This is a genomic window from Arthrobacter pullicola, assembly GCF_014836875.1.
In the GTDB taxonomy this organism is placed as follows: Bacteria; Actinomycetota; Actinomycetes; order Actinomycetales; family Micrococcaceae; genus Arthrobacter_B; species Arthrobacter_B pullicola.
Genome location: NZ_JACSQC010000003.1, coordinates 188,858 through 203,667, shown reverse-complemented (window position 1 = coordinate 203,667; position 14,810 = coordinate 188,858). Strand labels below are relative to the sequence as shown.

13 protein-coding genes are annotated in these 14,810 nt (G+C 66.8%); 2 read left to right on the top strand and 11 right to left on the bottom strand.

Going from position 1 to position 14,810, the window contains the following annotated elements:
* Positions 1–31 precede the first annotated feature (31 nt).
* Complete coding sequence (locus tag H9638_RS07200) at positions 32–1,045, bottom strand: NADP-dependent oxidoreductase (protein ID WP_191746533.1); 1,014 nt, start codon at positions 1,043–1,045, stop codon at positions 32–34.
* 75 nt (positions 1,046–1,120) lie between these two features.
* On the opposite strand from H9638_RS07200, the gene ccmA reads away from it, so the two are divergent.
* Positions 1,121–1,837: a heme ABC exporter ATP-binding protein CcmA gene (ccmA, locus tag H9638_RS07195; protein ID WP_191746532.1), complete on the top strand. Its 717-nt coding sequence runs from the start codon at positions 1,121–1,123 to the stop codon at positions 1,835–1,837.
* On the top strand, positions 1,834–2,568 hold the full coding sequence (locus H9638_RS07190; protein WP_191746531.1) for an ABC transporter permease: 735 nt from the start codon (positions 1,834–1,836) through the stop codon (positions 2,566–2,568). The genes ccmA and H9638_RS07190 overlap by 4 nt, the downstream gene beginning before the upstream one ends.
* Positions 2,569–2,630: 62 nt before the next feature.
* Here the strand turns inward: H9638_RS07190 and H9638_RS07185 are convergent, their stop codons facing one another.
* The 10 genes from H9638_RS07185 to carA form a co-directional block, all read right to left on the bottom strand.
* Positions 2,631–3,152 carry a DinB family protein gene (locus H9638_RS07185; RefSeq protein ID WP_191746530.1) on the bottom strand — a complete coding sequence of 174 codons (522 nt, stop codon included), beginning with the start codon at positions 3,150–3,152 and terminating at the stop codon, positions 2,631–2,633.
* A 25-nt stretch (positions 3,153–3,177) separates the two neighbouring features.
* Positions 3,178–5,427 carry a primosomal protein N' gene (locus tag H9638_RS07180; protein ID WP_191746529.1) on the bottom strand — a complete coding sequence of 750 codons (2,250 nt, stop codon included), beginning with the start codon at positions 5,425–5,427 and terminating at the stop codon, positions 3,178–3,180.
* Positions 5,428–5,432: 5 nt separating this feature from the next.
* Positions 5,433–6,656, bottom strand: coding sequence for a methionine adenosyltransferase (metK, locus tag H9638_RS07175; protein WP_191746528.1), 1,224 nt, complete (start codon positions 6,654–6,656; stop codon positions 5,433–5,435).
* Between the two features lie 112 nt (positions 6,657–6,768).
* Positions 6,769–8,055, bottom strand: coding sequence for a bifunctional phosphopantothenoylcysteine decarboxylase/phosphopantothenate--cysteine ligase CoaBC (gene coaBC, locus H9638_RS07170; protein ID WP_191746527.1), 1,287 nt, complete (start codon positions 8,053–8,055; stop codon positions 6,769–6,771).
* Between the two features lie 37 nt (positions 8,056–8,092).
* A complete protein-coding gene (gene rpoZ / locus H9638_RS07165) occupies positions 8,093–8,353 on the bottom strand; it encodes a DNA-directed RNA polymerase subunit omega (protein WP_066297574.1) in 261 nt (86 codons plus the stop codon).
* Between the two features lie 54 nt (positions 8,354–8,407).
* Positions 8,408–8,977 (bottom strand): guanylate kinase, encoded by a 570-nt coding sequence (gene gmk, locus H9638_RS07160; RefSeq protein ID WP_191746526.1) that lies wholly within the window; start codon positions 8,975–8,977, stop codon positions 8,408–8,410.
* A gap of 61 nt (positions 8,978–9,038) precedes the next feature.
* Positions 9,039–9,356 carry an integration host factor, actinobacterial type gene (gene mihF / locus H9638_RS07155; protein ID WP_191746525.1) on the bottom strand — a complete coding sequence of 106 codons (318 nt, stop codon included), beginning with the start codon at positions 9,354–9,356 and terminating at the stop codon, positions 9,039–9,041.
* 140 nt (positions 9,357–9,496) lie between these two features.
* Positions 9,497–10,372, bottom strand: coding sequence for an orotidine-5'-phosphate decarboxylase (gene pyrF / locus H9638_RS07150; protein ID WP_318241813.1), 876 nt, complete (start codon positions 10,370–10,372; stop codon positions 9,497–9,499).
* Positions 10,365–13,661, bottom strand: coding sequence for a carbamoyl-phosphate synthase large subunit (gene carB / locus H9638_RS07145; protein ID WP_191746523.1), 3,297 nt, complete (start codon positions 13,659–13,661; stop codon positions 10,365–10,367). Before carB ends, pyrF begins: the two co-directional genes overlap by 8 nt.
* A complete protein-coding gene (gene carA, locus H9638_RS07140) occupies positions 13,661–14,797 on the bottom strand; it encodes a glutamine-hydrolyzing carbamoyl-phosphate synthase small subunit (RefSeq protein WP_191746828.1) in 1,137 nt (378 codons plus the stop codon). Before carA ends, carB begins: the two co-directional genes overlap by 1 nt.
* Positions 14,798–14,810 lie beyond the last annotated feature (13 nt).

Genomic DNA, 14,810 nt, shown 5'->3' with positions numbered 1-14,810 from the left:
GGGGTGCCCGGGTGAACCCCGGTGCTCCGGGCTAGCCCAGCCGGACCACCATTTTGCCCTTGTTGGCGCCCTTCATCAGGTCGATGAACGCCTGCGGTGCGTTCTCCAGGCCGTCGACAAAGGTCTCGTCATAGCTGACCTGGCCGTCGCGCAGCCAACCGGCCATCAGCGCGGCGAATTCGTCCGCGTACTGGTTGTAGCTGCTCGCAATGAATCCACGCAGCGTCAGTTCCTTGCCGATCGCCAGCGCCAGGTTGCGCGGTCCGGTGGGCTTTTCGGTGGTGTTGTACTGCGAAATCGCGCCGCACATGGCAATCCGCCCGAACTTGTTCAGCACCGAAATCGCGGCTTCAAGATGATCTCCGCCGACATTGTCAAAGTAGACGTCGATACCTTCGGCACCGGCGGCCTGTGCCAGCTGCTCCTTGACGGGACCGTCGTGATAATTGAAGGCGGCGTCGAAGCCCAGTTCCAGCAGCCGCTCCACCTTCTCCGCGGAACCGGCGCTTCCGATTACCCGGCGTGCGCCCAGTGCCTTGGCGATCTGGCCAACCAGGGATCCCACGGCGCCGGCAGCGCCTGAAACGAAGACGGTGTCGCCTTCCTTGAATTCAGCCACCTTGGTCAGGCCGGCGTAGGCGGTCAGGCCGGTCAGGCCCAAAGCGCCGAGGTAAGCGCTGGCCGGGGCCAGGCTGGTATCGATCCTGCGGGCACGTGCGCCGTCCAGGACGGCGTAGTCCCGCCAGCCCAGGCCATGCAGAACGGTGTCGCCGGGCTTGAGGGCGTCGGAACGGGACTCGATGACTTCACCGACGGCGCCGCCGTCGAGCGGCTGATCGAGCTGGAAGGGCGGAACATAAGACTTCACATCATTCATCCGGCCGCGCATGTAGGGGTCAACCGACATTGCCGTGTTCCGAACCAGGACCTGGCCGTCCTGCAGTTCAGGCACGGGAACTTCGGTCAGCCGGAAGTTCCCGTCAACGGGCCACCCTTCGGGACGGGAGGCCAGGTGGATTTCGCGGCTTGTCTGGGGGTAGGACATCGATCTCCTTCGTGGGACGCCCTCTAATGACGGGCGCCCGAGTATTTCATAAGCACCCTGTCTATCCTGAGTGCCATGGAAAGACTATCAGCGGTGTCCGTGCAGAACCTCGCCGTGCGGCGCGGCGGGAGGGAAGTGTTCAGCGGATTGTCGCTGGAGGTTCCACGCGGCCAGGTGGTTGGCCTGATGGGTCCAAGCGGCAGCGGCAAAACAACGCTCCTGCGGTCCGTGGCAGGCACCCAGATAACCAGCGGCGGAGTGGTCACTGTGCTGGGTCAGCCGGCCGGTTCGGCCCAGCTGCGCGGCCGGATCGGCTATATGACCCAGGCGCCCAGCGTCTACGACGATCTCACGGCAGCGGAGAACCTGGCCTACTTTGCGCGGCTGCTGGGACGCGGGAGGGACGCCGTGGAGCAGGCCATCCGTGAGGTTAATCTCGGACCCGAAGCCCACCGGCCCGTGTCCGGCCTCAGTGGCGGCCAGCGCAGCAGGGTCTCGCTGGCGGCCGCACTGGTCGGCAACCCGGACCTGCTGGTGCTCGACGAGCCAACCGTGGGACTCGATCCGCTGCTGCGCCAGGAGCTCTGGAAGCTGTTCGCGCAGCTCGCCGAACGCGGCACCAGCCTGCTGGTGAGCAGCCATGTCATGGATGAGGCCAGCCGCTGTGGACGCCTGCTCCTGCTGCACAAAGGCCGGCTGCTGGCTGACCTGACCCCCATGGAGCTCCTGGAACAGACCGGGGCACGCGACGCTGACCGGGCTTTCCTTGTCCTGCTCGGCGGAGAACCGTGAAGCCCCGGCCGGCCCTGGCCACCGCTGTCCGCGTCCTCCGGCAGGTCCGGCATGATCCCCGCACCATCGTCCTGCTCCTGGTGATGCCCATCCTGCTGATCGGCCTGATGTCCTGGATCTTCGTGGACACTTCGGTGTTTGGGCAGGTGGGGCCGGCCCTGCTGGGTCTTTTCCCTTTTGTGGTCATGTTCCTCGTAACCAGCATCACCACCCTGCGGGAGCGGCGCTCGGGGACGCTGGAACGGCTGATGACGCTGCCGGTGGGCAAATTCGACCTGATAGCAGGTTACGCGGTCGCGTTTGGACTCCTGGGAACCGTGCAGTCACTGATCGCGGCCGGCTTTTCCGTGTGGGTCTGCGGCCTTGAAGTGAGTTCCCCGCCGTGGCTGCTGGTCTTCGTGGCCGTGATGAATGCCCTCCTGGGCACCACCCTGGGCCTGTTCGCCAGTGCTTTTGCCCGCACCGAGTTCCAGGTGATCCAGTTCATGCCTGCCATCGTTTTTCCACAGATCCTCCTGGGCGGGATATTCATTCCCCGCGACCAGATGCCCGATGTCCTGGCGGCAGTCTCCGATTGGCTGCCCCTCTCCCACACGATCTCAGCGCTCCAGGACGTCTCAACCGAGACGGATGCAGCGCCAGACGTCCTGCGTGAAGTGGGGATCCTGGCGGCTTTTACCGTGGCCTTCCTGGTGCTGGGTTCGGTGACGCTGCGCCGCCGGACCCCGTAGCCGGCGGCGGGACTCAGCCTGCGGGACTCAGCCTGTGGGACTCAGACTGCGGGACGGAGCCCCTACCGGGGACGGACGTCCCAGAGGTGATGGAGCGCGTCGTGAAGGAAGTAGCGGGCCAGGGAATCCACGGTGAAGGCGCTGCCGTCGGAACGCAGCCCGCGCCGGGAGAGCTGCCAGGGTTCGACGGCAGCGAAAGCCGCCGCGGTGGCCTCGGCCTGCGCTGCCAGTTCGGCGGCGACCACCGCCGGGTCCTGCTCGCCGTACCGCTCGGCAACCGCGGTGGCGTCCTGGTCCCAGTCTGCGAACCCGGCGCCGTCGGTCGCGAGCATCAGGTTCAGCCGCATCCGGTAGACCCGGCACAGGTCCCGGACATGGGCTGCGTATTCCAGGGGTGACCAGGTAGCGTCATCCGGGCGGCGCGCGGCACCCGGGGCGGCGAGAATTCCCTGCCATTGTTCCGCGCTGCCGCGCAGCAGGTCCGGAACGTCGCCGAAGGCCGTGGCAGCGGCGTCGAATCCGCACTCGGGGCACGGCCGTTCCAGGACCCAGGTCCAGTTTTTGGTATCGGGGGTTATGACCATCTGCACACTGTAGTGGACAGAACCGCTACAGGATGTCCGGGCCGTCAACCCGGACATAAACGGGATCACCGGTGCGGCGGGCGGAAAGCGCGGCCTTCGCGGCCCGCATGGCCGCCGTGACGGCTGGAGCGTCCCCGTAGGGGAAGAAGCACAGGGTGCGCCAGCGGCCTGTGCCGTTCAGGGTGCCGGGCTCTTCCCCGCGGAACGACTCCTCCACCGGTGCGGGTCCCACGATCCGGGCACGCTCCGGGAGGCTCAGTCTGGACACAAAACCTTCCAGGCCCTCCCGGGAACCGGTCAGCTCGGCGTACCGGACGGCCGGCGGGAGTCCGAGCTCGCGTCGGAGGGCAAGTTCACGTTCCGCGGCGCCCGCGGGATCCCAGCGGAGCAGATGGCCGACGGTTGCGGTGTCATCCGCCGTCACAACCACCACTCCCCCGTCCCTGGCAGGACGGACCAGGGCCGCGGCGGTCAGCCAGCGGCGCAGCGTTTCTTCCTGCGCGTCCAGGGACTGCCGCGAGAGCATCGCGGTACCGTCCAGCAGCAGCGCTGCCGCATAGCCCGACGGCGCGACGGGTTCGGCACCGGGGGTCGCCACCACCAGTGCCGGCGCGTCCGGGACCTCGGTCCGGATGTGATCCCCGGCCGAGGACACCACGGTCACTGACGGGAAGGCACGGCCCAGCTCCTCGGCTGTCCGGCCGGCGCCTGCGGTGGAGGCCCGGAGCCGGAAACTGCCGCAGGACGGGCAGTGCCAGCGCGGTTCGGGACGGGCACACCAGCGGCAGGCGGGCAGGGCATTGCGGCCGGCCTGGGCCATCGGGCCCTGGCACTGGCTGCACCGGGCCGGCTCACGGCAGTCCTGGCAGGACAGTGCAGGTGAGAAGCCGGTCCGTGCAACCTGCACCAGCACCGGGCCACGCTTCAGCCCATCCTGGGCAGCCTTCCACGCCGCGTGCGGGATCCGGGCGCGGGCGGCCAGCGGATCACGCTCCATGTTGAACGTGTCGGCAGTGCTCATGACCCGGGGTGTGGACTCGCGGACCAGCGTTCGATCAGCGGTGAGTGCAGCAGCCCAGCCCGATTCCACCAGGCGCTGTGCCTCGGTGCTTCGGGTATGGGAGGCAACGAGCATTGCGGCGCCGGCGGCCTCAGCCCGCAGCAGCAGGACGTCGCGGGCGTGCTGGTACGGTGCCCGCTGTTCGGCATGCAGGTCATCGGCGTCGTCCCAGATGCAGACCAGGCCCAGGTTCGCCACCGGCGCATATGCTGCCGAGCGCGTACCCACCGCCACCGTGGCATCTCCGTAGAGCAGCTGCAGGAAGCTGCGGTAACGCGGGGTCGGTCCGTCTTCGGCGGTCAGCCGCACTGCTGTGCCGTCCGCCAGGCGGGGCTCCAGGGCTGCCATCACGCGGGCCAGGTCCTTCTGGTCCGGGACGACGACGACGGCGCCGCGGCCTGAGCGCACGGTCGCCTCGACGGCGGCGGCGATTTCGGCCGGCCAGGCGTCGGGTCCGTAGCCGCGCAGGGAAGACAGCACGGCCCGCGGGCTGTGTCCGGCAGCCAGGTGGCCAAGGAACCGGGGTCCATGGGGATACCGCCGGAAGGGGGAAGGGGCAACGGGTTCGCTGGGTTCACTGGGTTTGCCCGGTTCAGCGGGTTCACCGGGGGCAGCCAGAGTGGAATCCACCGTGTCCTGGTCCGCTGCCGCCGGTACATCCGGAACATCCGGAGTTTCCGGAGTTTCCGCTCTTTCCGGCGCATTCGGTATGTCCGGAGCATCCGTCACGTCCGGTGATTCCGGTACCCCGCGGCCGGCGAACTCCTTTTCCACCCGCGCCACGCGGGGCGGCACGGCCACCCGGAGCACATCGTGAACGGAACCGGCGTACCGGAGAGCTACTGCCTCAGCCAGCTGCAGGACCTGCTGGCTCAGGACCGGGACGGGCGATACCACTTTACCCAGGGCGATCAGGCGGGCGGTGGTGTCCGTGGACTCCAGCCGTGCGGTCAGATATCCCGGCAGCTCCTGGCCGCCGAACCGCACCTTGACCCGGACGCCGGGCCGGGCAACGGCGTCGTACTCCGCCGCTACCAGGTAGTCGAAGGGCCGGTCTAGGTGCGGCAGCGGCGAGTCCAGGAGAACCCGTGCAATCGGCAGATGCAGGGCCGGCTGGGTCTTGCCCACCGGAGCCGCCGGTGGCGTGAAGCCGTGGAGCAGTGAAAGCTGCACGGCCTCACCGTTCCGGGCTTCCCCTTCCGGCCGCTGTCCCATCCGGATCAGGCGTTGAAGTAGCTGCGCAGGTCCTCGACCTTGTCGAGGCGCTCCCAGGTGAAGCCTTCCTCTTCGCGGCCGAAGTGACCGTGTGCTGCCGTCTTCTGATAGATGGGGCGCTTGAGGTCCAGGGCGTTGATGATCCCCAGCGGACGAAGGTCGAAGACCTCGTTGATGGCCGCCGCAATGCGCATCGGGTCTACGGTTTCGGTCCCGAAGGTCTCCACGTAGATGCCGACCGGACGCGCCATGCCGATTGCGTAGGCGATCTGGATTTCCGCGCGGCGGGCCAGGCCGGCCGCAACCACGTTCTTGGCGACCCAGCGCATGGCGTAGGCAGCGGAACGGTCCACCTTGCTGGGATCCTTACCGCTGAAGGCGCCGCCGCCGTGGCGGGAGAACCCGCCGTAGGTATCCACAATGATCTTGCGTCCGGTCAGGCCGGCGTCGCCCACCGGGCCGCCGATCACGAACGGGCCGCCCGGGTTGATGATGTGGCGGACATTGGAAGTGTCCAGGTCGATGCCGGCCAGGACGGGCTTCACTACCTGGGCAATCATGTCCTGGTGCAGCTGTTCCTGGTCAAGATCGGCGGCGTGCTGGGTGGAGACCACCACGGAGTCCACCGAAACCGGCCGGTCGCCGTCGTAGCCAATGGTCACCTGGGTCTTGCCGTCCGGGCGCAGGTACGGAAGTGTCCCGTCCTTGCGGACCTGGGTCAGCCGCTCGGAGAGCCGGTGCGCCAGCCAGATCGGGGTGGGCATCAGGACGCTGGTTTCGTCGCTGGCGAAGCCGAACATAATTCCCTGGTCGCCTGCGCCCTGCGCGTCGAGGGGATCAACGGCGCTGCCGGACCGGTTCTCCACCGAGTTGAAGACCCGCGAGGCGATTTCCGGGGACTGCTGTCCGATCGACACGGAGACACCGCAGCGGGCTCCGTCGAAGCCGTTGGCAGAGGAATCGTAGCCAATCTCAAGGATCGTGTCGCGGACCAGCTGCGGGATCTCTACGTAACCCTCGGTGGTGACCTCGCCTGCGACGTGGACCAGCCCGGTGGTCACAAGGGTCTCTACGGCGACGCGGGACTCGGGATCGGCCTTGAGCAGGCCGTCCAGGATGGCATCGCTGATCTGGTCACAGATTTTGTCCGGGTGTCCCTCGGTCACGGACTCGGAGGTGAACAGCCGGAGCGGGCGCTCGGCGCTGGCGGGAGAATTGCTGGAAGTCACGGGTTTACTCTACTTCGTTCCGGGGACAGTCCCCGTGCGGGGAGGTGCGTAGCTGTTCGAATGCCGTGCGGCTGCAATGCACAGCAATCCACAGTCATCTAACTTCTTCTGGCTAAACCGAGGGCAGTGCGGCGTCAAGTTCTTCCGCAATGCGGTCCACGAGGTGGCGGGCAACGTCTGCCTTGCTGCCGGCGACGGCCTCCGGCTCGGAGCCCGGCGCGTCCTGCGGGGAGAGGATACGGACTTCGGTGTTGTCCTGGCCAAACACCAGGGACCGGCCCACCTGATTCAGGACCAAAAGGTCGCAGCCTTTGCGTTCCAGCTTGCGGCGGCCGTACTCCAGGACCGAGGCAGAACCGTCTCCTGTTTCGGCGGCGAAACCGACGATAAGTGCTGGCCCCGTGCCGGATTCGGCCCGGCACTGCACGGCCTCCTGCAGGATGTCCGGGTTGCGGACCAGGGTGATCACGGGGTCCGCGCCGTCGTCACGCTTCTTGATTTTGGTCTCGGCGTTTTCGCCGGGACGGAAGTCCGCCACGGCGGCAGACATCACCAGGACGTCGGTGGAGGCCGCCGCAGCGTGCACTGCCTCGCGCAGTTCCAGCGCGGTTTCCACCTGGACCAGGTCGACGCCGGAGGGCACGGGCGTTTCCAGGTGGGCCGCAATGAAGCGCACCCGGGCACCGGCGGCAAGGGCTGCTTCAGCGATGGCTGCGCCCTGTTTGCCGGAGGAGCGGTTGCCCAGGAAACGTACCGGGTCCAGGGGTTCGCGGGTGCCGCCCGCCGTAACCGTCACGGTCTTGCCGGCGAGCCTGCCGCTGTTCGTGGAATTGTCCTGGTCCGTGTTTTCAGCGGCGGACTTTTCAGCCTTGGTTACTCCAGCGGCCGCAAGGGCCGCGGCGAAGATGTCATCGGGTTCAGGGAGGCGGCCCGGACCGGAATCTTTACCGGTAAGCCGCCCGGAGGCCGGCTCCATGACAATGGCGCCGCGTGAACGCAGGGTGGCCACATTCGCCTGGGTGGCCGGATGGTTCCACATTTCGGTGTGCATGGCGGGGGCAAAAAACACCGGCCCGCGCGCCATCAGCAGCGTGTTGGTCAGCAGATCGGAGGCCAGGCCGGCAGCCGCCCGCGCCAGCAGGTCGGCCGTGGCCGGTGCCACTACGATCAGGTCTGCCTCGTGGCCCAGCCGGACGTGGTTGACCGTGTCAACGGCGTCGAACACCGAGGTGCTCACGGGGTGTCCGGAGAGCGCTTCCCAGGTGGCTATGCCAACAAACCTGGTGGACGCTTCCGTGGGGATGACCTGGACACTGTGTCCGGCCTCCGTGAACAGGCGCAGCAGCGATGCCGACTTGTAGGCGGCGATGCCGCCGCCTACCCCCAGGACAATGCGCACGCCTGTCCTACCTCCCCTTGCAGCGCTAAGCCGTTAGTTACTCGGCGGTTTCGTTGGCGCGGCAGACCAGCATGCCGTCATTGATCTCGCGCAGGGCGATGGAGAGCGGCTTTTCATTGAGCTTGGTTTCCACCAGCGGGCCAACGTACTCGAAGAGGCCTTCGTGCAGCTGGGAGTAGTACGCGTTGATCTGGCGGGCACGCTTGGCACCGTAGATGACCAGGGCGTACTTCGAGTCGGCGGCCGTCAGCAGGTCGTCGATCGGCGGGTTGATAATGCCTTCAGGCTGGGTAGACAAAAGATCTCCAAAGTATTCGTGCGGGTCAGTAGGTTGCGCCTGCGCCAGAGCAGATCAGCGTGGGCGGGGACTGATCCCCATGAGTGATACGAGCTCTGCTGCAGCCCGCTGAACGTCATCGTTGATGACAGTGTGATTGAACTCGGACTCGGCAGCAAGTTCCAGTTTAGCGGTTTCCAGCCGCTGCTGCTGCTCTTCGGGTGTTTCCGTGCCGCGGCCGACCAGCCGGCGGACCATTTCATCCCAGGACGGCGGAGCCAGGAACACGAAATTCGCCTCCGGCATGGACTCCTTGACCTGGCGTGCGCCCTGCAGGTCTATCTCCAGCAGCACAGACTTCCCGTCGGCCATGGCGGCCTCCACGGTCCGCCGCAGGGTGCCGTAGCGGTTGCGCCCGTGGACAACGGCCCATTCGAGCATCTGCCCTTCGGCAACCAGCTCATCGAACTCCTCGGCGGTGACGAAGAAGTAGTGCACGCCGTTTTCCTCACCCGGGCGCGGGGCCCGGGTGGTGGCGGAAACGGAGAGCCAGACCTCGGGATAGTTGTCCCGGATGTAGGTGGACACAGTGCCTTTGCCAACGGCGGTGGGACCTGCCAGAACTGTCAGCCGCGGTTGCGACACGTAGACCTCACTTGTTTAGGGTTTCGGTCCGACGCCGCTGCCCGCAGTATGCGGAACAGCCTTAGTCGGACTCCAGTAATTCGATCAGCGCCTTGCGCTGGTGGACGCCGAGCCCCCGCACACGGCGGGTTGGGGCGATACCCACCGTAGCCATTATTCCAGCTGCGCGGCGTTCCCCCACACCGGGCAGGGCGCGCAGCAGGTCGACCACCTTCAGCCGGCCCACCGCTTCCTCGCCGGCGCGCGAAACGATGACCTCTTCGATGGAGAGTTCACCGGACTTGATTTTGGACTTAATCTCGGCCCGCACAGTGCGCGCGGCTGTGGCTTTCTCCCGCGCCCTGGTGCGCTCTTCTTCAGTCAGTGGTTTGAGGTTCAATTGACTCTCCCGGGCGAAGACGAACCGCTCAGGCACGGGTGCCGCCGGCGGTCTTTCGGTTACTTGGGCTAGTGTCCGAACCTATCCGCAAGGGTCCCGCTTTGCAACGGATACCGGCGGGGAAACCCCCGCCGGCACCGCTATGCGCGGGGCAGTCCTTCCAGCGTCCGTGCAGCCGCGGCCTGCAGCGACGCCCGGTCCGGGCCCGCTTTGAGGATGTCCCGGCTCGATGTCGCCAGCACATTGGCATAGGCGGCACCGAAGGTCCTCCGCAGGTCCTCGCCGGTGGCGCCCTGGGCTCCCAGCCCGGGCGCCAGGATCGGCGCGTTCGCGGCGGCCAGGTTGATGCCCAGATCCGCCAGCGCCGTTCCCACGGTTGCCCCTATCACCAGGCCGGTGGAGCCCAGCGTGCCCGCGGCGGAGTTCTCCGCCGCGGCCGAGTCGACAATGCGGGCCGCGACCGACCGGTCAGCACCCACATGCTGCACGGAGGCACCCTCCGGGTTGGAAGTCAGGCCCAGGACAAAAACTCCGCGGCCGGTCTCCGCCGCCAGATCCAGCGCCGGACGCAGCGACTCGAAGCCCAGGTACGGGCTCAGCGTCACCGAGTCGGCCGCCAGTGGCGAGCCGTTCCGGAGCCAGGCGTCCGCGTAGGCGGCCATCGTGGAACCGATGTCCCCCCGCTTGGCGTCGGCGATGGACAGCACACCGGCCCCGGTGCAGGCGGCAAGCAGCTTCTCCAGCACGGCCATACCGGCCGAACCATGGCGCTCGTACAGCGCCACCTGCGGCTTCAGGGCAGCAGCCTGCTCCCCCACCGCCTCCAGGACCGTGAGGGAAAAGCGCTCCAGCCCGGCGGCGTCGTCGTTCAATCCCCAGGCGGCAAGAAGGGCCGGGTGCGGATCAATTCCGACGCACAGCGGGCCGCGGGCATCCATCGCCGCCCGCAGGCGCGCACCGAAGAGTGCGCGCCCGGGGACGGCATCATGATTGCCGCGGGCCTGCTGCTCAGGCACCGGTGGAAGCCTGCAGCTTGGCAGCGTATTCCTGCAGCGAGCAGACATCCCATTCGTAGGAGCGCATGGCTTCGATAGCCTGCACCGCCGCACCGAACTCGGACACGGTGGTCATAACCGGGCAGCCGATCGAGGTGGCCGCTGCCCGGATTTCATAACCGTCGCCGCGGGCCTGGCCGCCGGAGGGAGTGTTGATCACCATGTTGATGTCACCGGCGGTGATCAGGTCCACCACGGTGCCTTCGCCGTCCGGCCCGCTGCCTTCGCCGACCTTGCGGACGGTGGTGGCCTGGATGCCGTTGCGGCGCAGCACCTCAGCGGTGCCGCCGGTGGAGAGGATCTCGAAGCCGAGGTCCACCATGAGCTTCACCGGCATGATGATGGAGCGCTTGTCCCGGTTGGCGACTGACACGAAGATCTTCCCCGAGGTGGGCAGCGCGGAGTTGGCTGCAGCCTGGGACTTGGCGAACGCGGTGTCGAAGTACTTGTCGATGCCCATGACTTCACCGGTGGAACGCATTTCCGGGCCGAGCAGGGAGTCAACGACGGTGCCTTCGGGCGTGCGGAACCGGCTGAACGGCAGCACGGCTTCCTTGACTGCCACGGGGGCGTCCAGGGGCAGGACCGAACCGTCGCCGGTGGCCTTCAGCTTCCCGGCCGCACGCAGCTCGGCGATGGTGGTTCCCATGCCGATCAGGGCGGCTGCCTTGGCCAGCTGAACGCCGGTCGCCTTGGAGACGAACGGGACCGTGCGGGAAGCCCGCGGGTTCGCTTCGATCACGTAGAGCACATCCGAGGCCAGGGCGAACTGGATGTTGATCAGGCCGCGCACGCCGACGCCGGAGGCGATGGCCCGGGTGGCTTCAACCACGCGGTCGGTCACGTCGGCACCCAGGGTGATCGGAGGCAGCACACAGGAGGAGTCACCGGAGTGGATGCCGGCTTCCTCGATGTGTTCCATGATCCCGCCGACGTACAGGTCGGTGCCGTCGAAGAGGGCGTCGACGTCGATCTCGATCGCGTCTTCCAGGAACCGGTCCACCAGGACGGGATGGTCCGGGGTGATTTCCGTGGCGTTGGCGATGTAACGCGAGAGGTTGGCTTCGTCATAGACGATTTCCATGCCGCGGCCGCCGAGCACGTAGGACGGGCGGACCAGGACCGGGTAGCCGATCTCGTCGGCGATCTTCTTCGCCTCGTCGAAGGACACCGCTGTGCCGTTCTTCGGGGCGATCAGGCCGCCTTCATCCAGCACGTGCTGGAAGGCGCCGCGGTGTTCGGCCAGGTCAATCGCTTCCGGGGACGTGCCCAGGATCGGGATGCCGGCGTCGGCCAGGGCCTGGGACAGCTTCAGCGGAGTCTGGCCGCCGAGCTGGACGAAGACGCCCAGCACGCCGCCGGTGCGCTGCTCCGCGTGGATGACTTCCAGCACGTCTTCAAGCGTCAGCGGTTCGAAGTAGAGCCGGTCGGAGATGTCGTAGTCCGTGGACACGGTTTCCGGGTTGCAGTTGATCATCACGGTCTCGTGGCCGGCTTCACGCAGGGCCATGGTCGCGTGGACGCAGGAGTAGTCGAACTCGATGCCCTGCCCAATCCGGTTCGGACCGGAGCCGAGGATGATCACGGACGGCTTGGCGTGCTGCGCAACCTCGTCCTCCTCGTCATAGGACGAGTAGTGGTACGGGGTGTACGCGGCGAATTCGGCGGCGCAGGTATCAACCGTCTTGTAGACCGGACGGATGCCCAGCACGTGCCGGACGCCGCGGATCACGGATTCGGACTGGTTGGTGAGCTTGCCGATCTGCTCGTCGGAAAAACCGTGGCGCTTCGCCAGCCGCAGGACGTCCTCGGTGACCTGCGGGGCGCTGCGGATTTCGGCGGCGACCTCGTTGATCAGTTCCAGCTGGTCCAGGTACCACGGATCGATGCCCGTGGCCTCGTAGAGCTGCTCGTTGGTGGCGCCGCCCAGCAGTGCCTGCTGGACCTGGGCCAGCCGGTCCGTGGTGGGGCGCTTGGCTGCCTCGATCAGGGCAGGAACATCAGCGGGGTCCACCGGGTCGAACGTGAGCTGGGCACCCTTCTGTTCCAGGGAGCGCAGTGCCTTCTGCAGGGCTTCGGTGAAGTTACGGCCGATCGCCATCGCCTCGCCGACCGACTTCATGGTGGTGGTCAGCGTGGGATCGGCGGCCGGGAACTTCTCGAAGGCGAAGCGCGGCACCTTCACGACGACGTAGTCCAGGGTCGGTTCGAAGGACGCCGGGGTCTTCTTGGTGATGTCGTTCGGGATCTCGTCCAGGGTGTAGCCCAGCGAGAGCTTCGTGGCGATCTTGGCGATCGCAAAACCGGTGGCCTTGGAGGCCAGTGCCGAGGAACGCGAAACACGCGGGTTCATTTCAATCACGACGACGCGGCCGGTGTCCGGTTCGATGGCGAACTGGATGTTGCAGCCGCCGGTGTCAACGCCGACTTCGCGGATCACGGCGATCGCGATGTCCCGCAGCTTCTGGTATTCGCGGTCGGTCAGCGTCATGGCCGGGGCGACGGTGATGGAGTCGCCGGTGTGCACGCCTACCGGGTCGAAGTTCTCGATGGAACAGACGACAACCACGTTGTCGTTCTTGTCCCGCATCATCTCCAGCTCATATTCCTTCCAGCCGAGGATGCTCTCTTCGAGCAATACCTCGGAGGTCGGGCTGTACTGGATGCCGGCGCCGGCAATCCGGCGGAGGTCCTCGGCGTTGTAGGCGAGGCCTGAGCCGAGCCCGCCCATGGTGAAGGACGGACGGACGACCATCGGATAGCCAAGCTTTTCCGCGGCGGCGAAGGCCTCGTCCATGCTGTGCACGATGATGGATTCCGCGGATTCGGCACCGCAGCGCTCGACGACGCCCTTGAACTTCTCCCGGTCCTCACCGAGCTCAATGGCTTCGATGTTGGCGCCGATGAGTTCGACGTTGTACTTCTCCAGCACACCGTTCTTGTCCAGGGCAATCGCGGTGTTCAGCGCGGTCTGGCCGCCCAGGGTCGGCAGGACGGCGTCGGGGCGCTCCTTGGCGATGATCTTCTCGACCACCTCCGGGGTAATCGGCTCAACATAGGTGGCGTCAGCGAACTCCGGATCGGTCATGATGGTGGCCGGGTTGGAGTTGACCAGGATGACCCGCAGGCCTTCCTCCTTCAGGACGCGGAGAGCCTGCGTGCCTGAGTAGTCGAATTCGGCGGCCTGGCCAATAACGATCGGGCCGGAGCCGATCACCAGGACGGACTTGAGATCGGTTCTGCGGGGCATTAGTTGGATTCCTTGTTCTTGCTGGCGGCCATCAGGTCGACGAAGCGGTCGAAGAGGTAGGCGGAGTCATGGGGTCCGGAAGCAGCTTCGGGGTGGTACTGGACGGAGAACGCGGGGATGTCCAGGCACGCCAGGCCTTCCACCACGTTGTCGTTGAGGCTGATGTGGCTGACCTCGACCTGCCCGAAGCGCGCTTCGGGAGCGGTTACCGGGCCGTCCAGAGGTGCGTCGACGGCGAAGCCGTGGTTTTGGCTGGTGATTTCCACCTTGCCGGTGCGCCGGTCCAGGACCGGCTGGTTGATGCCGCGGTGGCCGTAGGGCAGCTTGTAGGTGCCGAAGCCCAGCGCGCGGCCGAGGATCTGGTTGCCGAAGCAGATGCCGAAGAACGGCACTCCGCTGTCCAGGACATCGCGCAGCAGCTTGACCTGGTCATCGGCGGTGGCGGGGTCGCCGGGTCCGTTGGACATAAACACGCCGTCCGGGTTCACTGCCTGGACGTCAGCCAGGGTGGCGGAGGCCGGCAGGACGTGGACACGCACGCCGCGTTCGGCGAAGCGGACCGGGGTCATCGACTTGATCCCGAGGTCAAGGGCGGCGACGGTGAACAGCGGTTCCCCGTCCCAGCCGTGGGCGGACGGCTCCACGGTGTAGGCGGCGTCGATGCTGACTTCTTCAGCCAGCCGGGCGCCGGCCATGGATTCCTGTGCACGTACATCGGCCAGCAGTTCGGCGTCGGTGCGCTGTGCTGCTTCGCCGGAGAAGATGCCGGCTTTCATGGCGCCGCGTTCGCGCAGGTGCCGGGTGACGGCACGGGTATCAACGCCGGAAATACCGACGACGCCCTGGGCTTCGAGCTCTTCGTCCAGCGTCCGTTCGGAGCGCCAGTTGGAGGGCCGGCGGGCGGCGTCGCGGACGATGTAGCCGGCGACCCAGATGCGGCGGGACTCGGCGTCGTCGTTGTTCACGCCGGTGTTACCGATGTGCGGAGCCGTCTGGACAACCAGCTGGCGCGCGTAGGAGGGATCGGTGATGGTCTCCTGGTAGCCGGTCATGCCGGTGGCGAAGACGGCCTCACCCAGGGCCGACCCGGTTGCTCCGTAGCTGCGGCCGCGGAAGCTGCGGCCGTCCTCGAGCATGAGGACAGCTGTG